Source organism: Rhizobium sp. SEMIA4064, from assembly GCF_003025035.1.
GTDB classification, from domain to species: domain Bacteria; phylum Pseudomonadota; class Alphaproteobacteria; order Rhizobiales; family Rhizobiaceae; genus Rhizobium; species Rhizobium paranaense.
The window spans coordinates 375,928-394,310 of the sequence record NZ_PYJN01000019.1 but is presented as its reverse complement, the minus strand read 5'-3'; the positions used below and the strand labels follow the sequence as shown (position 1 = coordinate 394,310).

Sequence of the window (18,383 nt, the reverse complement as noted above, 5' to 3'; positions counted from 1 at the left end):
ACGAAGTCAACAAATTCTTTACCATGGAAGCCGGGGTCAGTCATCATTTGCAAAACAGTAGCAAATTTATACTACTGACCCTTCGAGTAGCTTTGGCGCAAAAGCGACGCAATTCCCAGGAGGTATGAGTGGGACAGCATAAAAAGGTGCGTAAGGCAGTATTTCCGGTCGCCGGACTAGGGACGCGGTTCTTGCCGGCGACCAAGGCGGTGCCGAAAGAGATGCTGACCGTCGTCGACAAGCCGGTAATCCAGTACGTCGTCGATGAGGCGATGGAAGCCGGCATCGAGCATTTCGTGTTCGTGACCGGCCGCAGCAAGCATGTCATCGAGGACTATTTCGATATTCAGTTCGAACTCGAGCAGACGCTTCGCCAGCGCAACAAGAATGCCGAGCTGTCGCTGCTGAACGGCCTGCTGCCGAAGGCCGGCACGGCGAGCTTCACACGCCAGCAGGAGCCGCTCGGTCTCGGCCACGCCGTCTGGTGCGCCCGCGAGATCGTCGGCGACGAACCCTTCGCGCTGCTGCTGCCCGACATGGTCATGCGTGCCGAAAAGGGCTGCATGAAGGGCATGATCGAGCTTTACGAGCATAGCGGCGGCAACGTCATCGCCGTCGAGGAATGCGCTCCGGACCAGACCCATAAATACGGCATCGTCGGCGTCGGCGAGACGATCGGCAGCGGCTTCCGCATCACCGAAATGGTGGAAAAGCCGGCCAAGGGCACGGCTCCGTCGAACTTCTTCATCAACGGCCGCTACATCCTGCAGCCGGAGATCTTCCACATCCTGGAAAGTCAGGAGCGTGGTGCGGGCAACGAAATCCAGTTGACGGACGGCATGCTGAAGCTTGCCCAGCAGCAGGATTTCGCCGGCTATCACTTCCGCGGCCAGACTTTCGACTGTGGCGCCAAGGATGGCTTCATCCTCGCCAACGTCGCCTTCGCGCTCGCCCGCGCCGACATCCGTCCTACCATCGAGGACGGGTTCAAGGCACTGGTCGAAGCGCTGAAGTAACAAGCTCATCTCGCCCCTGGCGGGCGAGAAAGCAATTTCTTAGGATTAGGCGAGGGCTTGTCCCTCGCCTAATTTTTAGAAATTGCAAGAGAGGGGGTAGGCAGGGACGAACCGAGTCCTGATGTTCGGACAAGAAACGACCCTCGCTCCTATCGAATCTGTCTAGGCAGTTTCTACCTCTTCACCGTCAATCCCACGCCCGCCTGGAGCTGCCGCGTATCATCGCCCGTCGTTCGTGACGTCAGTTGGTAGCCGACATTGCTCGTCAGATCGAGATAGCGGTTGATGCCCCAGGTGAGGCCAAGCGCGGCATCATATTCGGTTTCGTCGGAGGTGGTGCTGCCGGAGGGATAGACGCGCCAGATGGTGCCGCCCGTTACTTTGGCGGTGAGATCGTCGCGCAGTTCCTGGCTCAACGTGCCCGTCAACTGATAGGCGGTGTAGCCGCTTTCGCCCGCCGTCGTGGAGGGTTGGACCGTTGTCGAAAGGCCGATGCTGACATCGGTGCCGCGCTGCGGCGACCAGGCGAGATTGCCGTCGACGGTCGGCGAATCGATCGAAGCGAGGCGCGAATCGTCGAATTCCGTATGCTGATAGCCGAAGCCTAGTTCGCCCTTCATCTTGTCGCCGAGGTCGAGCTCGACGCCCGCCTTGCCCCCGTAGCTCTGGTTCGAGCGGGCGTAGCCATTGCTGTCGTGCGACTGGTCGTAGAAGGTGCGGCCGAGATCGGCCTCCAGGAAGGGGATGAGCACAGGCGAAAGCTCGTAACCGATGCGCCCGCGCCAGGTGCCGGCGGTCTGGTTGCGGTCGCTGAGCGTCACCTGTGTTCCGTCCGACAGGGTGGCGTCGGAATAGATGGTGCGGGTCAGGCCGACGGCTGTCGTGCCGCGCAGCAGGCCGAAATCGCGCTCCAGCGATGCGCCGGTATTGAATTGATTGACAGCCGACTGCTTCGAAGCGCCGGCAATGGCGTTCGGGTCGCTGGTGTCTTCGCGGTAGAACTGATAGCCGGCGATGATATGCGCTGTCGTATCGGCGGGAAGGTCAAGGCGCAGATCGGCGTTGATATTGACGGTCGGCTGTTCGGCGCCGGTGCCGCTCAGGTTTTTCTGCCAGACGCCCTCGCCGGTGACGGTCAGGGCATGGCGGTCCCAATCCGACGTCAAGGTGCTGCGCAGATCGGTTTGCAGAAAGCTACGGTCGTCATTGGTCGAGCCGGTGCGGTTGCTCTCGACGTTGATGGATTGGTTGACGGAAGGGCGCAAGGTGAAGGTGCCAAGCGGTATGCCCTGCACATCCTCACGGTCCGGATGCTGCCGCGCTTTCAGATCGTCGACACTGGTCTCGCGCTGATTGACGCGGCGCAGATCGTTATCCAGCGTGGAGCCCGTCGTCGTGGGATCGATGCCGCCGAGCCGGAGAGACGCGCTGGACGGACTATCCGCATCCGTTGCCGCCTGATTCGCGGCGTTGGTCGTCATGGATCTGGAGGATGTCGCGCCCGTCGTGTCCGAACCGGGCAGATCCAAACTGTCCGTGTCGGTCGATGCTGTCGCCGGATTAGAACTCTGGCTGGTGTTGAGCGATTGCGCCTGAACCGGCATCGGCATGGCGAGCGCAACCCAACCCAGCAGAGCGGATGCAGCGCATGCCGTCAGCCGGAGGGAAACACCACCCGCCTTGTTCTTGCCGATGTTCATTTGATCTATGTCTGACCTTACTTGAAATGCTTTAAATTCTTACCCAAGCGTAAAGGCCCATGGTTAACGCTTCCTTGCCAGAGGACTACAAGGAGTCATGTGACGGAACTTGCTTTGATGGTGCGACGACCCATCTCCGCTGCACAAAATCGATCTCGGGTGGACAGAAATAGAGAAAAGCGTTAGGCCTCGCTCATGAACAAGAGAGCTGTAAGACTGATCGAGAACGGTGCGATCGAATCCGCAATACGGACGATCGAGACCGAGAGACTGGGCATGGAGGCGCTGGAACGCGCCCTGACCAATGGTCTGGCCGCGCCCTTCAGCCGCGCGGTGGAGATCATCGGCGACATCAGCGGCCGCGTCGTCATCACCGGTGTCGGCAAGAGCGGCCATATCGGCAACAAGCTCGCCGCAAGCCTGGCGTCCACGGGAACACCGGCTTTCTTCGTGCATCCGGTCGAAGCCAATCACGGCGATCTCGGCATGATCACGCAGGATGACGTCATCATCGCCATATCCTGGAGCGGCGAAAGCGCCGAGCTGCGCGGCATCATCAGCTATTCCCGTCGCTTCTCGATTCCGATGATCGCCATCACCGCCGGTGAAACCTCTACGCTTGCGCGCGAGTCGGATGTAGTTCTGCTGCTGCCCAAGGAGCAGGAAGCTTGCCCGCATGGGCTCGCACCGACGACCTCGACGCTGCTGCAGCTTGCCATCGGCGATGCGCTGACCGTAGCACTGCTGGAAGCGCGCGGCTTCACGGCCGAGGATTTCCGCACCTTCCATCCCGGTGGCAAGCTGGGCGCCAGCCTCTCGCATGTCGCCGATATCATGCACAAGGGTGACCGCGTGCCTCTGGTTAGCCTTGGCACCGGCATGCCGGAAGCGGCGATGACGCTATCGAAAATGCGTTTCGGCTGCGTCGGCGTGATCGATGACGACGGTTGCCTGTGCGGCATCGTCACCGATGGCGATATTGCCCGCAATCTCGGCGGCAGCCTTGCAGAGATGCGGGTGGACGATGTGATGACGCGCAATCCGAAGACGGTAAAGGAAACGACGCTGGCGACCGGCGCAATGGCAGTGCTGAACCGTCACAATATCTCGGCGCTGATCGTCGTCGACGACGCCCGGCGGCCTGTCGGCATCGTCCATTTCCACGATCTGCTGCGGATCGGCGTCGCCTGATCACGCCATTTCGACGGTCAGATCGCGTCCATTGCTGGCGACGACCTTGACGCGGGTTCCGGCCGGCAGGTCCGGCCCCATCACAGTCCAATAGGTATCGTCCAGGCGGATCCGGCCGCGGCCTTCGGCGATCGGCTCGTTGAGCGTTGCCGTGCGGCCGACCAGGCTCGCGCCGCGCTGGTTGAGGAAGGGCTCATCCGTTATCTGGTTGTTGTTGTAGACATAGCGGCGGCCGAGCAGGGTGACGATGATGGCGCAGGCCGCAAAGACCAGCAGTTGCACCTGCCAGATCCAGAAGGCGCTGTCCCAAAATGCCAAAGAGAGAGCGCCGACGATGACGGCGGCAAGACCGATCCAGACCAGGAAGAAACCGGGTGCGATGAGTTCGGCAGCCAGGAGTACGAAACCGGCCACCCACCAACTCCATGGCCCAAGTTCGCCAATGAGATTGTCGAGCATGCTCAACTCTCCCGCGGCAGCGGATTGACGGAGGGGGTCGATCGCGTTGCGCCCGCACGCGGACGTGACGGCTGCGAAGGCGTATCGCCATTATTGCTGTCGCCGAAGACCTCGCGGGCGATAGCGCCGATACCGCCGAGCGAACCGATGAGCGAAGCGGCTTCCATTGGCATCAGCACGATCTTGGAATTGCCGGCCGTGCCGATGGATGTCAGTGCCTCCGTATATTTCTGCGCGACGAAATAGTTGATGGCGTGAATGTCGCCTGCGGCGATCGCTTCCGAAACCATACGTGTCGCCTTGGCTTCCGCTTCGGCCAGGCGTTCGCGGGCCTCCGCATTGCGGAAAGCTGCCTCACGCTGACCTTCCGCCTGCAACACCGCAGCCTGTTTGGAGCCCTCGGCCCGTAGGATTTGCGCGTTGCGCAGGCCTTCCGCCTCAAGCACCTGGGCGCGCTTTTCGCGCTCGGCCTTCATCTGCCGCGCCATTGCGTCGACCAGATCCTTTGGCGGCTGTATGTCCTTGATCTCGACACGAGTGACCTTGATGCCCCAGGGGTGTACCGCATCGTCGACGACGCGCAGCAATCGGTCATTGATGGCGTCACGATTGGAAAGCAGCTCATCGAGATCCATCGAGCCCATGACGGAGCGGATATTGGTCATGGTCAGATTCTGAATGGCATTTTCGAGATTGGTCACCTGGTAAGCGGCCTGCGCAGCGTTTAGCACCTGATAGAAGGCGATGGCGTCCGCGGCTATGCTCGCATTGTCCTTGGTGATGACCTCCTGGGTCGGGACGACCAGCACCTGCTCCATGACATTCATGCGTGCGCCAACAGAATCGATGAAGGGCACGATCAGATTGAGGCCCGGCTCGAGTGTGCGCGTGTAGCGTCCGAAGCGTTGGAGCGTATAGCGATATCCCTGTGGCACGGTCTTGATCCCGGCAAACAGCACCAGGATGACTAGAATTACAAAAGCGACCACGACGATGCTGAAACCACCGACGACCATAAAATCCTCCATGGACGCCCTGCACGATGCAGGATTTGCGTCACTTCAAAACACTGCCGCGATCTCTACGCATTCGGGCGAACAGGCGGCGCAGCAGATCAATCTGATGTGGTGGGTTAGCATGTTCTCGGCAAGGGCGGAATGGGCCGTGAAAGCCAACCGTGTGCCTCGCTTGACGGCGTGAAAAGGGCGGGCGGAAATCTTGCGCTTTCGGTCCGAACGGACGGTTTCGGCGCCCTCTCAATTTCACTCAGGCCTTGCACCTGACCACACATGTTCATACCTTAAGGGGAGGAAATGTATCCGGTTTCTGCCGCCGCGCGGCTCTCCGAGCCATGGCGTGGCGCATCACCAGGGTGAGACGATGAATATCGACAGGACTTTGCGGTCAATCGTGGCCGTGCACGCTTCAATTCCGGAAGATGCCTTTACGGCTGGCGCGTTGGGAACCCGGCGGGAAGGCAGCGGCGTAGTCATCAGGGATAACGGACTGGTACTCACGATCGGCTATCTGATCACCGAAGCCGAGGAGGTCTGGCTGACGACCCATGACGGCCGGGTGGTTCCCGCTCATGCGCTTGCCTATGATCAGGAAACCGGCTTCGGTCTGGTCCAGGCGCTTGGCTCGCTTGGGGTTCCGGCACTGGAATTCGGCAATGTGGCCAAGGCTGGGATCGGCGATCCCGTGGTGATTGCCGACGGTGTCGGTCAATTCGTCCGGGCAAATATCGTGGCTAAGCAGGAATTCGCCGGATATTGGGAATATCTGCTGGAGGAGGCGATCTTCGTCGCGCCCGCTCATCCTTCATGGGGCGGCGCTGCGCTCGTCGATGCGCACGGCAAGCTTCTGGGCATCGGCTCGCTTCACCTGCAGATGGCCTCCCAGAACGAAGAGACGGCCGATATCAATATGGTCGTGCCGATCGATTTGCTGCCGCCTATTCTCGATGACCTGCTCAACCGAGGCCAGGTCAACAAGCCGCCGAGACCTTGGCTCGGTGCTTTCTCCGCTGAAAGCAACGGCGAGGTCGTGGTCATGAGCGTGGCGGAAGGAGGCCCGGCCGCTCAAGCGGGCTTGCAGCGAGGCGATGTCATCTCCGAAATCCGGGACGGCGAGGTCGACAGCCTGGCCGATTTTTACCGCAAGGTATGGGAAAGCGGCCCCGCCGGCGCGGAAATCCCCATGAGGATATTGCGCAACGGCCGGGAAGCATGGCTACGCGTCAAATCGGCTGATCGCAGCAGCTTTCTCAGGAAGCCGCAATTGCAGTGAAGCACTGCCGTCGCGGCGGTGGAATAGCATCCGGCGCCGCAGGCGTATGGCGGACTTCAAACCCAGCCCAGCAATTCCCGTCTCACCACCTTCTCCAGCACCCGCATGCCATCTTCGCTATCGTTCAGGCAGGGGATGTGCGTGAACTTCTCGCCGCCATTGTGATGGAAGGATTCGGCTGCCTGTTCGGCAATTTCTTCAAGCGTTTCCAGGCAATCCGAGACGAAGCCGGGGTTGAGGACGGCGATGCGTTTCGTGCCTTCCTTGGCAAGGCTCTCCACCGTCTTGTCCGTGTAAGGTTGCAGCCATTCCTCCGGTCCGAAGCGGGACTGGAAGGTGAGCATGAACCGGTCTTCGGACAAGCCAAGCTTTTCACGCAGCAACCGACTGGTCTCGACACATTGTCGATAATAGGGGTCGCCCTTCTCGGAGTAGGAAAGTGGAATGCCGTGGAAGGAGGCCAGGATCTTCTCCGGTTGCCAGTTGAGTGTCGCGAGGTGCCGGGTGATGGAGTTCGCGAGTGCCTCGATATAGGTCGGGTCGGTATGATAGTCCGGCACGGTGCGCAACGCCGGCTGCCAGCGCATGGCCATCAGCTTTTCGAAAGCCTTGTCGTTGACGGTGGCGGTGGTCGCGGCCGCATATTGCGGGTAGAGCGGAAACAGCAGGATACGGTCGCACCCCTGATCCTTCAGCACCTGGATGCGCTCACCGATCGAAGGCTTGCCGTAGCGCATGCCCCAATCAACGACGACGTTCGGCAGATCCATCAGCCGAGCGGCCATCAAATCCGATTGGTTGCGCGTATAGGTGCGTAGGAAACTCTCGTTCTTTTCTTTGTTCCAGATCGTCTCATAGGCCTTGCCGACCTTGCCGGGGCGGGTGTTGAGGACGATGCCGAACAGGATCGGATACCATTTCCACGGCGACCACTCGATGACACGCTTGTCGGTCAGGAATTCGCGCAGATAGCGCCGCATCGACGTGTAGTCGGTGCCATCGGGCGTGCCGAGATTGACGAGAAGGACGCCGATCTTGCCGGATTTTTGCTGCGGTTGGCCGGCCGAGGCTTCTGCGATCATCAATTGTGTTCCTCTCAACGAAACGGAGCACCTCACATAGGAACAAAAGCCGGCCCGGGAAAGCCCGGACCGGCTGACTTTTACGGGACAAATCGTCCTTACTTGGCCGGAATCTTCAATTCGCGACCGATGGTGAGGTGGCGCGGCTTGAGATTGCGATTGGCGGCCACGAGTTTGTGCCATGCGCCGGCATCGCCGTAATAGGTCTTGGCGATATCCCAGAGCGTGTCGCCGGCGGCGATGACGTGGGTAGCCGGTGTTTTCGGCGGCTCGCTAGCCTGGGGCACTGGTGCGGCGGTCTCCGGAGTTATTGTGGTAGCAGGAGCCGTTGTCGTCGGCGTGGTGGTCGTTGTGGCGGGCGCAGTCGTTGCCGGTGCTTTGGTCTCGGGCGTCGAAGCGGCGGGCGCTGTCGTCGTTGTGGCCGGAGCAGCAGCAGCCGGAGCCGTTGTAGCGGGGGCGGTGGTGGTCGTCGGCGGGGTCGCTGCGGGCGCCGTTGTCTGAGACGTCGACGTGTCTGGGGTCGTGGTGGTGCTCGGCGTTGAAGCGGCTGGCGCCGTTGTCGTGGCGGGAGCGGCAGTCGCGGGGGCTGTTGTTGCCGGCGCGGCAGTCGTCGGAGCAGTCGCGGCGGGTGCCGTCGTCTGAGATGTTGACGTATCGGGTGTCGTGGTGGCGGGTGTCGAGGCAGCAGGAGCTGTTGTGGAGGAAGCTGCACCGGTATCGGCCGGAGCCGGGACGGGTTTCTGATCCGATGCCGCTGCCTCTTGCGTTGCAGCCGGCTTGCCTGCCTCTGGCTGGGCGGTGGCCGCGGTGCCGCCGACCTGCGTCACGCGGCCATCGGTGTAGGGCTTATAGGGATTGTGCGATGCCAGATAATTGGCAACGACGCCTTCCAGATCGGGGCCGAAGTCATAGGCATTCTTGCCATTCTTTGCGAAGACCACGTAACCGTCCCCGCCAGCGCGCATGTAATTGTTGCTGACGACGCCATAGGTCTTGTTAGGGTCTAGCGGCACGAACTCCGTGCCTTCCTGCACCGTGATGGAGACGATGCGGTCGCCGGGCGGCTTTGATTTGTCAAAGGTATATTTGAGACCAGCGACCTGCGGGAAACGGCCGGCGCCGTCGTCGATCTGGCTGAGGCCGTTCTCCAGTGCTGCCTTCACATCGGCACCCGTCAACTGGAAGGTGGCGACCGTATTCTGGAACGGCAGCACGGTCAGCACGTCGCCCATCGTGACGTCGCCGGCGCCGATCGAGGCGCGCAGGCCGCCGCCGTTCTGGATGGCGATGGAGATGCCCTGGTTTTTCGTACGGTCGAGCATGGCATCGGCGACGAGATTGCCCATGGAGCATTCCTGAACGCGGCAAATCTCGCGTGCGCCCTCGATCGGGGCCTGCGAAGCGCCAATGACCTTCTGGCGCAGTTCCTCGATCGGCTTGGCCATTTCCTGGACGCGGGCGGCAATGGTCGGGTCCGGTTTGATCGAAGAATCGAGCAGGATCGGATCGCCCTTGGCTTCCTTGACGACTCCGTTGTCATCGAAGGTAATGACGACGTCGCCGAGATACTTGCTGTAGGAAGCGGCCTGGACGACCGGGACCTTATAGCCCGCCGGGTTGTCGACCATGGTCGGATAGGGGCCGGCCGCTTTCGGATCGGTATTCGACAGCAGCGTGTGCGAATGACCGCCGACGACGACATCGACGCCGGCGATCCTGGCGATCTGGGCAACATCGCGCGGATAGCCGACATGGGTGAGCGCGATGATCTTGTTGACGCCCTGCGCCTTCAGTGCATCCACTTCGGCACTGATGGCAGCCGCATCGTCGGTGATCTTGATATGCGGGCCAGGCGAGGAGAGTTCGGGCGTCTCGGTCGTGACCGCGCCGACGATACCGATTTTCTGGCCGCCGATATCGAGCACGATCGATTTCTTGATGCGGTCGCCGATTTTCGACTGCTCGTCCACGACAAGATTGGCGGTGACGACCGGGAATTGCGCCTTGTCGAGGAAAGCGGCAAGCGGGCCTTCGCCATCATCGAATTCGTGGTTGCCCACGGTCATGGCGTCGAGCTTCATAGCGTTGAGAAATTCGACCTCGGCAGCCCCCTTGTAGGTCGTGTAAAACAGTGAGCCCTGGAAATTGTCGCCGGCATCGAGCAACAGGACATTTTGGCCGGCGAGTGCGGCGCGACGCTGGTCGATTGCGGTCTTCAGCCGTGCTGCCCCGCCGAAGCATTCATTCTTGCTTTCTTCCGCAGTGGAGCAGGTCGCGTCGAACTTGTTGATCGATTCCACGCGCGAATGGAAATCGTTGAAGTGCAGAATGTTGAGCTGGTAATCCGCGAAGGCGGTGCTGGCGCTGAGCGCCAAGGCCGCGGCGGCCAAAAGACCCATACCGAAGGGCTTCGTCATCTCTTTCTCCTGTTGCTCACCATATCCGGCCCGCCCATGTCCCGCGGCGGTACCCCCGTGTCGAATCTTTCCATCGCGGCGGAAAGAGCGCAAGCAAAAGCTGTTGGGTTTATTAGGATTTTGCAAATTTGCCTGAAAGAAGTCGCTGCGTCAGGCGCAGGCCTCAATGGAGGCAGTACCATGGGACTCTCGCACGGCGGCGACGAGATTCCAGCCGATGGTAAGAGTGACGAGCAGGCAGCAAAGTGCTGCGACGCGATGAAGGCGCCGGCGCCGATCGCGGTAAAGCAGGATCGTGCCGATGGCATAGATCAGCAAGGCAGGCAGGGCGATGATGAAGACGCTCATCGGTCCGTCGCAATCGAGCGCCGCGATTCCTTGTGCTTTATAGCTGTTGGCAGGCAAAGCCGCCGCCAGGATGGCGAGCGGCAAGGAGGCGATGAGAACGAGATAGAGCGCCATTCTACGCATGGCTTTCATCCGTCCGCAGAGCCTGTTTCAGCCCCTATCGACGATTGAGCGAAAACTGCTTCCCGGCATCGGAGGTGCAGTTGAGCTGAGAAGGGTTGATCAGGGCGCAGTTGATCTTGGACTGCGTCTTGCGCACCAGCGACGTCATGTTGATTTCGATCAGGCTGGGGGAAACGGTACTATAGGTGCCCGAAGCCAGAACCGTGTTGCTGTCGGTGGTGTGCGTGGTGAAGGTGCCGGCCTGGAAGGTCGAAATGAGGCCGTTCGCATCGCTCCAGTTGCCTTCTACCCCTGTCTGCGGCTGGACGCTGGCGTGCATGGCCGGCGGAGACCTCGATCCGCCGAAATCGACGCAGGCGGACAACGCTGCGGCGGCGGCAAGAAGGGCAATGCTGGTTCTGATCTTCATAAATATCTCCCGCGATTGAAGGCGGACTAATGTCATATTGGTTGCGGGAACCATGGCGTGGCCATCTGGCGAAAGCAAGGCTCCAGAACCCGTCACTTCGATTTATCCAACAAACGTAACAAAAATGCCCGCACGACCTGTGCGGGCATTCGAATTTCTGACTGTTCGGATGATCTGTCGATCAGCGAACCAGGATGTTCCTGAACTGCCAAGGATCCTTGGTGTCGATGTCTTCCGGGAACAGGCCCGGGCGGCCGTCAAGCGGCGTCCAGTCGGTGTAGTGGCCTTCAACCGGGCCGAGATATGGCAACTGCACTTCGAGGCAGCGCTTGTAGTCGATCTCGTCCGCTTCGACGATGCCGGCGGTCGGATTTTCGAGCGCCCAGACCATGCCGGCGAGCACTGCGGAGGTTACCTGCAGGCCGGTTGCGTTCTGGTATGGAGCGATGCGGCGGGTCTCTTCGAGAGACAGACGCGAACCGTACCAATAGGCGTTCTTGTCGTGGCCATAGAGCAGTACGCCGAGTTCGTCGATGCCGTCTTCCAGTTCGTCTTCATCGAGGACGTGGTGAACCGGCTGCGGCGTGCCGCCATTGCCGAACATCTCGTGCAGCGAAAGCACGGCATCGTTGGCCGGATGGTAGGCGTAGTGGCAGGTCGGGCGGAAGGTGACGTCGCCGTCCTTGTCGCGCACGGTAAAATAGTCGGCGATCGAGATCGACTCATTGTGGGTGACCAGGAAGCCGTATTGCGGACCCGGGGTTGGGCACCAGGTACGGACGCGGGTGTTAGCGCCCGGCTGTTCCAGGTAGATGGCGGCTTGGCAGCCCTTCTTGTGCTTCTTGGCGTTCTTCGGCATCCACTCTTCGTGCGTGCCCCAGCCGAGTTCGGCCGGCTGCATGCCTTCAGAGATGAAACCTTCGACCGACCAGGTGTTCCAGAAGACGTTCAGCGGCTTCGGATGCTTGGTGCGCTGCGTGTCGCGCTCGGCAATGTGGACGCCCTTGACGCCGACCTTTTTCATCAGCTTGGCCCAGCCTTCGCGGTCATGCTGATCCGGCTCTTCGAACTTGACGCCGATGTCATTGGCGAGATTGACGAGTGCCTGCTTGACGAACCAGGACACCATGCCCGGGTTTGCACCGCAGGTGGAGACCGCCGTCGCACCGCCGGGATTCTTTGCCTTCTCCTTGCGCATGGTTTCGCGCAGAGCGTAGTTGGTGCGGTCGGCATTCTTCATGTTCTTGTCGAAATAGAAGCCAAGCCAAGGTTCGACGACGGTGTCGATGTAGAGCACGTCGAGCTTGCGGCAAAGCTTGACCAGGTCGAGCGAGCCGGTATCGACCGAGAGGTTGACGCAGAAGCCCTGGCCACCGCCTTCCGTCAGGAGCGGCTTCAGGAGGTCTTTGTAGTTGTCCTTGGTGACATATTCCTGGATATGACGGACGCCGTGCTTCTCGAGGATCGCCAGGTGCTCGGCGTCCATCTGCGGGTCGATGACGACCATCCGGCTCTTGTCGAATTTGAAATGGCGCTCGATCAGGGGCAGGGTGCCGCGGCCGATGGAGCCAAAGCCGATCATCACGATCGGACCGGTAATTTCGGCATATACCGGATAGTTCTGTTCCGTCATTCTTTTCTCCTTCGAAAGGCAGGACGCCGTTCGGTCGCTGAAATTCAATCAGTGTTTGCGCGAAAATGCGAGGTGAACGGCTCTAACCATAAATTCATGTCACAATAAAGAGCCGTCCTGGCTTATCGGGTAAATGTCAATCCGGTGACGCAACTTCCGCAAGCGCTCGCAATTGCCTCACCAACTCTGCTTTCTGATGGGTGAGGCCCTTATAGGCCGTCTGCTGTTCATCCAAAGCATCCAATTGTGCGGCAAAGCTCGATGCCAGTTCCGGGGCCTTGGGATGGCCGGCGATCGCCGCGATCGGGTCGACATAGACGCGGATGGTGAAGAGGATATCGCCGGATACCGGCAGCTTGCGTAGCGTTTGGCGCTCGACGCGGGCAAAGCTGGTTTCGAGCGTGGGAGCCGTGCTGGCCGGCGGTCGCCTGTGCTTCGAAGTCGGGAGGGACAATTCGTTTGTCGTGCTCACCGACCAGTTCATCCGCTCGACGGGCTGCGTCACCTGCAGATTGTCGAAGATGCGGTTGATGAGAACGGCATTGCGGGTGCCCTCGCTGAAACCGGGCACGTCGGCATGAATCGCCTGCATCGGCCGGCCGAATTTTTCCTGGAGCGACCAGGAGGAGGGGAAGGCGACATGGCCGGCGACGAGATGCCAGCCATTCTCCTTGCGCCGCATGATGACGAGATCGTCGGCGACGAGCGAACCGGCTTTCAGAAGCGGCGGTAGGTAGGGATCGGCGAGATCGATCGCGTGACCGGCGGCGGAGACGATATCGCCTTGACGACGATAGATCGCGGGATGCTGTTCGCAGAGATAAGCGCTCAGAAGATCAAGGCATTCCTGCTGCGCATTCTCCGATCCGTCTTCGGAAACGAAAATATCGTCGCGATGATCGCGAAGAAGCTCTCGCTTTTCATCGAGGTAGCGCCTGAGGTCGGCGTCCGGCTCGATCCATCTTGCCGGATCGAGCGGCAAGAGACCAATGGTGAAGGGCTTTGCGGAGCCGTCATAGGGTGTGTAGGTCAACAAGGTCATGGATGGAGCCTACTGAGTCAACGTTCCCTGATGGAAGAGCATCCGCCAGCGCTCGACCGCTTCCAGCCGCCAGATCGAACTGCGGAGCGTCCTGACGTCACGTCCATCCGGATAGTGGAGGGTTGCACGATAGGTCACGAGCGCGAGCGTATCGGAGAGCATTTTTAATTCAAAACCGGTCAGTACCCGTGAAATGCCGTCGGGCTCGCCCTCGGTGAGCCGATCGACGATGTCGCCAAACGTATAGAGCATGCCTGAACTGCCGATCTCGCGAAACTCGGCGGACAACAGTTCCTCCAGCGCCGGTCTCGATGCACGCACCGCCGGATCGAAAAGCCGTTCTTCCAATTGTTTCAGATGTTGACTGAGATCATCCATCGCGGCGACGCCCTCCCGGTTTTCAATCAGGCTTTCAGCGCCTCCAAACCTTCCACGACGGTCGTCAGAGCGATTTCCGTCACTTCATAGGCGGCGACGCCGTGGATGGTGAAGGGATCGGCTGCGACATAGGCTTCCAGTTCATCACGGTCGCCCAGGGCAAAGATGATGCCGCCAGTGCGCGGCACCTTGCGGCCGGACGCGAGGAACCAGCCCTTCGCATAACCTTCCTTCACCCAGGCCATATGCGGCTCCATGTGCTCGTCGGCTTCGTCATTGCCCTTGAGATAGGTCAGGGAGAGGATGAACATTGCGTCAATTCCGTATGAGTTGTGCGCAGATCAGTCCGCGCAGGGAGTTTCCGACATAAAGCTCACCTTTTTCCAGATCGTCCAGCCTTATCCGGCCGACGCGGGCTTTGCGTTGGCAAATGAGTTCGGTGCGCAACACACCGGCAAGCAGGCCGGAAGAGATGGGCGGCGTTCGCAATGGACCGGAACCCTCGTCGAGGAATACAGAGGTAATAGTGCCCTCGCAGACCTCATCCCTTTCATTGAGCAACAGCACTTCGTCGGCCTCCGCCGGCGAATATTCGGCGCGGGCAGCCTCATAGACGGACCGGCGAGTGGTTTTGACGCGCAGCAGCGTGTCGGCGGAATCAAGACGGGTTCCGGCGATGCGGACGCGCCAGGTGGCGTCGGGTGCAAGGGGCGTGAAGGCGGCGGTCGTGACTTCCGTCCGTCCGGCGCGATCGAATGTCAGACGGACCCGCAATGGAGCGTTCGCGCCGGCGACGGCCGCATCCAGTTTCGTTAGCGCATCCTTCGGTGCGGGAAAACCCAATCGGCGGGCGGAACGCTGGAGGCGGGCAAGATGCAGGCGCAGGCGCAGGAAGCCCGTCTGCGGCTCATAACGCAGCGTCTCGATCAGCGAAAAGTCCTCTAGCGCCGGATCCATCGGTCCCCCACGGCGAAGCGTGCCTTCAGCAGGCATTCTTCATATTCCGCCTCCGCCGTCGAATCGAAAACGATGCCGCCGCCGACATTGAAGACGGCGCGGCCGTCGTCGAACAGCGTGATGGTGCGGATCGCCACGGAAAAACGCATAGCGCCGCTCGGCGCAATCATACCGATCGCCCCGCAATAGGCGTCACGCGGGCCGACTTCGAGGTCGTGCAGAATTTCCATCGCCCGAATTTTCGGCGCGCCGGTGATCGAGCCGCAGGGGAAGAGTGCCGCGAAGATATCGCGAATGGTCATATTGGGGCGCAGCTTCGCCTGCACATGGCTGACCATCTGGTGCACGGTAGGATAGGTCTCGATCTCGAAGAGTTTCGGCACGTCGAGCGTGCCGACCTCGGTGATGCGCGAGATATCGTTGCGTAGGAGGTCGACGATCATGCGGTTCTCGGCCTGCGTCTTCTCGTCGGCAAGCATGGCGCTGATGATCTCGGCATCCTCGGCGTCGTTGGCGCCGCGCTTGGCCGTGCCCTTCATCGGATGCGTCTCGATCCAGCCGTCGTCGTCGGTGCGGAAGAAGAGTTCGGGCGAGCGCGACAGGATGACCGGGCCGCCGAGATCGACCAGCGCTCCATACTTCACCGGCTGGAGCTCGATCAGCGACCAGAAGGCGGCGCGGGCGTCGCCGTTCCAACGGGCCGTGATGGGCATGGTGAGGTTTGCCTGATAGCAGTCGCCCTGGCGCAAATGCCAATGCAGCCGGTCGAATCTCTCTTTATATATGGAGGGGTTCCACGCGGCCGTGGCGTCGGTCAGAAACGCCTCGTTTTCAAGGCGTTGCAATGGCTGGGCGAGGGGGTGGCCGTCCGCCGCCGGAGCGTCGAAGACGCCGAATGAGAGCAGCGGCGTCTCGCGGTTCTCCTCAGCGAAAGGGGCAAGCTTTTCCTCGAAGAGGTGACCGGCCTCATAGGCCATATAGCCCGCCAGCCATTTTCCGTCCTCCTTCGCCTTTTGCATCCGGTCAAGGGCATCGAAGAATTCCGCACGTGTTTGAGCCGTGATGATCTCCGCCGGCTCGGCAAAGAGCATCACCTGTCCTGTGCTGTCGTCCCGGAAGAGGACGTAGGGTTGGGTATCGGCCATGTTTCGGCCTGTATAGCTTTCTTGTTGTGTCGATTGTCAGGCGCCTTCGTATTTGGCGCACCTATGTGCCTGGCCCTCACCCTAACCCTCTCCCGCGAGCGGGGTGAGGGGACCAGTTCTCTATCCGCCGTACCGCTCGTGTCCAGACGATCAGCGAGCGATTTGCGCAGGATAGCTCCCTCTCCCCGCATGAGCGGGGAGAGGGCTGGGGTGAGGGGCCAGGCACGAAGGCGCCATAACGACGAACATGCCTGACTTGCTCATCTTCCGAACAAACAGGAAGACTTAGTTTCTATCTAGCGCCTCCAGCTCATCGATAAGCCCTTCGATCATCGACAGTCCCTTACTCCAGAACGACGGATCGGTGGCGTCGAGGCCGAAGGGCTTCAGGAGTTCGGAGTGATGCTTGGTGCCGCCGGCCTTCAGCAGCTCGAAATATTTCTCCTGAAAGCCCTGCTCGGCATTCTGATAGACGGCATAGAGCGAATTCACCAGGCAGTCGCCGAAGGCATAGGCGTAGACATAGAAGGGCGAGTGGATGAAGTGGGGGATATAGGCCCAATAGGTCTCATAGCCCTCGGAAATCTTGATCGCCGGTCCGAGGCTTTCCGATTGGACTGAGAGCCACAGCTCGCCGATATCGTCCGCTGTCAGCTCGCCGTTCTTGCGGGCGGTGTGCACCTTGCGTTCGAATTCGTAGAAGGCGATCTGGCGGACGACCGTGTTGATCATGTCCTCGACCTTCTGGGCGAGCATCGCCTTGCGCTCGCGCTTGTCTGTGATCTTGTCGAGCAAGGCGCGGAAGGTCAGCATTTCGCCGAAGACGGAGGCCGTTTCAGCCAGCGTCAGCGGCGTCTGGCACATCAGCGCGCCCTGGCCGCCGGCAAGCACCTGATGCACACCATGGCCGAGCTCGTGTGCTAGGGTCATGACATCGCGCGGCTTGCCCATATAGTTGACGAGCACATAGGGATGCGCCGACGGAACGGTCGGATGCGCGAAGGCGCCTGGCGCCTTGCCGGGGCGCACAGGTGCGTCGATCCATTCCTCGTCGAAGAATCGCTTGGCGATCGCGGCCATTTCCGGAGCGAAATTGTCATAGGCGGAAAGAACGGTCTGCTTCGCTTCGGTCCAGGGGATCAGCGCATTCGAGGTCTCGGGGAGTGGCGCATTGCGGTCCCAGAAATTCATCTGCTCCATGCCGAGCCACTTGGCCTTCATCGTGTAATAGCGATGTGACAGGCGAGGATAGGCGTCGCGCACGGCGGCAGCCAATGCATCGACCACCTCGCGTTCGACGCGGTTGGCCAGATGCCGGCTGTCGGCGATGTCCTCGAAGCCGCGCCAGCGGTCGGCGATGTCCTTATCCTTGGCAAGCGTATTGGTGATCAGCGTGAAGATGCGCAAATTGGCCTTGAAGGTCTCGGCGAGAGCCATTGCCGCCTTGCGGCGCACCTCGGGGTCTTTCTCCTGCAGCATGTTCAAGGCGACTTCCAGCGGCAGCTTCTCGCCGTCTACCTCGAAGCGCAGCTCCGCCATCGTCTCGTCGAACAGGCGATTGAAAGCGGCGGCGCTGGTCATGGATTTTTCCAGGAATAGCTGCTCCAGCTTGTCGTCGAGCTGGTAGGGCTTGTCCTTGCGCAGGTCGACGATCCAGGGGCGGTAGTGGCCGGCGGCCGGGTCGTTCACCATGCAGGCATCCATCGCGGCATCGTCGATGCGATTAAGCTCCAGCGGAAAGAACAGCAGATGGGCGGAATAGTCGGTCAGCCGCGCCTGCACGTCGCCATAGAGCTTGCCGTTGGCCGGATCGCTGGTGTTGGAGAAATAGGTGAGGCCGCCGAAGGAGCCGAGGCGGCCCATGATATCATCCAGCGCCTCATATTCCTTGAGCGCGGCACCGATGCCTGCCTCGCCGGTCTTGGTGGCAGCGTCGGCAAGCTTGCCTTTCCACTTTTCCTCGAAGGCGATCGCCGCCTTTCCGGCCTTCTCCATGTCACTGACGAAGGCCGTGGAGGTGGCGGAAGGATAGAGGTCGCTGAGCTTCCAGGCGGGCAGGTCGCCGAGCGCGGGATTGGTCGCGGCGGCCGTCGGGCCGGCGGAAAAATTAAGGGATGAATGGAGCGAGGTCGGGCTCATGGGCGGTATTTCCTCTGCTTTTCTTTGCGGAACAGTCCGGTCTCTCCGTGTCTAT

Annotated in this window: 17 protein-coding genes; 3 read left to right on the top strand and 14 right to left on the bottom strand. The window is 60.7% G+C overall.

What is annotated here, in order from left to right; genetic code table 11:
- The first annotated feature begins 128 nt into the window (after window positions 1-128).
- Window positions 129-1,016, top strand: coding sequence for a UTP--glucose-1-phosphate uridylyltransferase GalU (galU, locus tag C9E91_RS15665; protein ID WP_107109193.1), 888 nt, complete (start codon window positions 129-131; stop codon window positions 1,014-1,016).
- Window positions 1,017-1,189: 173 nt separating this feature from the next.
- Here galU and C9E91_RS15660 read toward each other — a convergent pair whose 3' ends face one another.
- Window positions 1,190-2,716: an outer membrane beta-barrel protein gene (locus C9E91_RS15660; protein ID WP_107109192.1), complete on the bottom strand. Its 1,527-nt coding sequence runs from the start codon at window positions 2,714-2,716 to the stop codon at window positions 1,190-1,192.
- 195 nt (window positions 2,717-2,911) lie between these two features.
- On the opposite strand from C9E91_RS15660, the gene C9E91_RS15655 reads away from it, so the two are divergent.
- The gene (locus C9E91_RS15655; protein WP_107109191.1) at window positions 2,912-3,907 is read left to right on the top strand and encodes a KpsF/GutQ family sugar-phosphate isomerase; all 996 of its coding nucleotides are present in this window, start codon (window positions 2,912-2,914) and stop codon (window positions 3,905-3,907) included.
- Here C9E91_RS15655 and C9E91_RS15650 read toward each other — a convergent pair whose 3' ends face one another.
- A complete protein-coding gene (locus tag C9E91_RS15650) occupies window positions 3,908-4,366 on the bottom strand; it encodes an NfeD family protein (protein WP_107109190.1) in 459 nt (152 codons plus the stop codon).
- A gap of 2 nt (window positions 4,367-4,368) precedes the next feature.
- Window positions 4,369-5,382, bottom strand: coding sequence for an SPFH domain-containing protein (locus C9E91_RS15645; RefSeq protein WP_107109189.1), 1,014 nt, complete (start codon window positions 5,380-5,382; stop codon window positions 4,369-4,371).
- 364 nt (window positions 5,383-5,746) lie between these two features.
- Between C9E91_RS15645 and C9E91_RS15640 the strand changes: the two genes are divergently transcribed.
- Complete coding sequence (locus C9E91_RS15640; RefSeq protein ID WP_107109188.1) at window positions 5,747-6,655, top strand: S1C family serine protease; 909 nt, start codon at window positions 5,747-5,749, stop codon at window positions 6,653-6,655.
- Between the two features lie 56 nt (window positions 6,656-6,711).
- On the opposite strand, the gene hemH is transcribed toward C9E91_RS15640, so the two are convergent.
- The 11 genes from hemH to C9E91_RS15585 all read right to left on the bottom strand — a co-directional run bounded on the left by hemH (window position 6,712) and on the right by C9E91_RS15585 (window position 18,328).
- Entirely contained in the window at window positions 6,712-7,737 is a 1,026-nt protein-coding gene (gene hemH, locus C9E91_RS15635; RefSeq protein ID WP_107109187.1) for a ferrochelatase, read from the bottom strand.
- 98 nt (window positions 7,738-7,835) lie between these two features.
- Window positions 7,836-10,154: a 5'-nucleotidase C-terminal domain-containing protein gene (locus C9E91_RS15630; RefSeq protein WP_107109186.1), complete on the bottom strand. Its 2,319-nt coding sequence runs from the start codon at window positions 10,152-10,154 to the stop codon at window positions 7,836-7,838.
- Window positions 10,155-10,304: 150 nt separating this feature from the next.
- On the bottom strand, window positions 10,305-10,625 hold the full coding sequence (locus tag C9E91_RS15625) for a hypothetical protein (protein WP_107109468.1): 321 nt from the start codon (window positions 10,623-10,625) through the stop codon (window positions 10,305-10,307).
- Window positions 10,626-10,659: 34 nt separating this feature from the next.
- Window positions 10,660-11,034 carry an outer membrane lipoprotein Omp10 gene (omp10, locus tag C9E91_RS15620; RefSeq protein WP_107109185.1) on the bottom strand — a complete coding sequence of 125 codons (375 nt, stop codon included), beginning with the start codon at window positions 11,032-11,034 and terminating at the stop codon, window positions 10,660-10,662.
- A gap of 181 nt (window positions 11,035-11,215) precedes the next feature.
- Complete coding sequence (locus C9E91_RS15615) at window positions 11,216-12,667, bottom strand: homospermidine synthase (protein ID WP_107109184.1); 1,452 nt, start codon at window positions 12,665-12,667, stop codon at window positions 11,216-11,218.
- A gap of 136 nt (window positions 12,668-12,803) precedes the next feature.
- Window positions 12,804-13,709, bottom strand: coding sequence for a heme-dependent oxidative N-demethylase family protein (locus C9E91_RS15610; RefSeq protein WP_107109183.1), 906 nt, complete (start codon window positions 13,707-13,709; stop codon window positions 12,804-12,806).
- A 9-nt stretch (window positions 13,710-13,718) separates the two neighbouring features.
- Window positions 13,719-14,087 carry a nuclear transport factor 2 family protein gene (locus C9E91_RS15605; protein WP_107109182.1) on the bottom strand — a complete coding sequence of 123 codons (369 nt, stop codon included), beginning with the start codon at window positions 14,085-14,087 and terminating at the stop codon, window positions 13,719-13,721.
- Window positions 14,088-14,113: 26 nt separating this feature from the next.
- A complete protein-coding gene (locus C9E91_RS15600; RefSeq protein WP_107109181.1) occupies window positions 14,114-14,398 on the bottom strand; it encodes a YciI family protein in 285 nt (94 codons plus the stop codon).
- 4 nt (window positions 14,399-14,402) lie between these two features.
- Window positions 14,403-15,044: an aminotransferase class IV family protein gene (locus C9E91_RS15595; RefSeq protein WP_107109180.1), complete on the bottom strand. Its 642-nt coding sequence runs from the start codon at window positions 15,042-15,044 to the stop codon at window positions 14,403-14,405.
- Complete coding sequence (locus C9E91_RS15590; RefSeq protein WP_107109179.1) at window positions 15,029-16,189, bottom strand: aminodeoxychorismate synthase component I; 1,161 nt, start codon at window positions 16,187-16,189, stop codon at window positions 15,029-15,031. The genes C9E91_RS15595 and C9E91_RS15590 overlap by 16 nt, the downstream gene beginning before the upstream one ends.
- Window positions 16,190-16,474: 285 nt before the next feature.
- Window positions 16,475-18,328, bottom strand: a complete 1,854-nt coding sequence (locus C9E91_RS15585) for a M3 family oligoendopeptidase (RefSeq protein WP_107109178.1) — start codon at window positions 18,326-18,328, stop codon at window positions 16,475-16,477.
- Window positions 18,329-18,383 lie beyond the last annotated feature (55 nt).

Coding starts and splice junctions, on each gene's coding strand:
- C9E91_RS15610 (WP_107109183.1), bottom strand. CDS start 13,709: ATGACCTTGTTGACCTACACACCCTATGACGGCTCCGCAAAGCCCTTC.
- C9E91_RS15595 (WP_107109180.1), bottom strand. CDS start 15,044: ATGGATCCGGCGCTAGAGGACTTTTCGCTGATCGAGACGCTGCGTTAT.
- omp10 (WP_107109185.1), bottom strand. CDS start 11,034: ATGAAGATCAGAACCAGCATTGCCCTTCTTGCCGCCGCCGCAGCGTTG.
- C9E91_RS15590 (WP_107109179.1), bottom strand. CDS start 16,189: ATGGCCGATACCCAACCCTACGTCCTCTTCCGGGACGACAGCACAGGA.
- C9E91_RS15640 (WP_107109188.1), top strand. CDS start 5,747: ATGAATATCGACAGGACTTTGCGGTCAATCGTGGCCGTGCACGCTTCA.
- C9E91_RS15625 (WP_107109468.1), bottom strand. CDS start 10,625: ATGCGTAGAATGGCGCTCTATCTCGTTCTCATCGCCTCCTTGCCGCTC.
- hemH (WP_107109187.1), bottom strand. CDS start 7,737: ATGATCGCAGAAGCCTCGGCCGGCCAACCGCAGCAAAAATCCGGCAAG.
- C9E91_RS15630 (WP_107109186.1), bottom strand. CDS start 10,154: ATGACGAAGCCCTTCGGTATGGGTCTTTTGGCCGCCGCGGCCTTGGCG.
- C9E91_RS15650 (WP_107109190.1), bottom strand. CDS start 4,366: ATGCTCGACAATCTCATTGGCGAACTTGGGCCATGGAGTTGGTGGGTG.
- C9E91_RS15600 (WP_107109181.1), bottom strand. CDS start 14,398: ATGTTCATCCTCTCCCTGACCTATCTCAAGGGCAATGACGAAGCCGAC.
- C9E91_RS15585 (WP_107109178.1), bottom strand. CDS start 18,328: ATGAGCCCGACCTCGCTCCATTCATCCCTTAATTTTTCCGCCGGCCCG.
- C9E91_RS15660 (WP_107109192.1), bottom strand. CDS start 2,716: ATGAACATCGGCAAGAACAAGGCGGGTGGTGTTTCCCTCCGGCTGACG.
- C9E91_RS15605 (WP_107109182.1), bottom strand. CDS start 14,087: ATGGATGATCTCAGTCAACATCTGAAACAATTGGAAGAACGGCTTTTC.
- C9E91_RS15655 (WP_107109191.1), top strand. CDS start 2,912: ATGAACAAGAGAGCTGTAAGACTGATCGAGAACGGTGCGATCGAATCC.
- C9E91_RS15615 (WP_107109184.1), bottom strand. CDS start 12,667: ATGACGGAACAGAACTATCCGGTATATGCCGAAATTACCGGTCCGATC.
- C9E91_RS15645 (WP_107109189.1), bottom strand. CDS start 5,382: ATGGTCGTCGGTGGTTTCAGCATCGTCGTGGTCGCTTTTGTAATTCTA.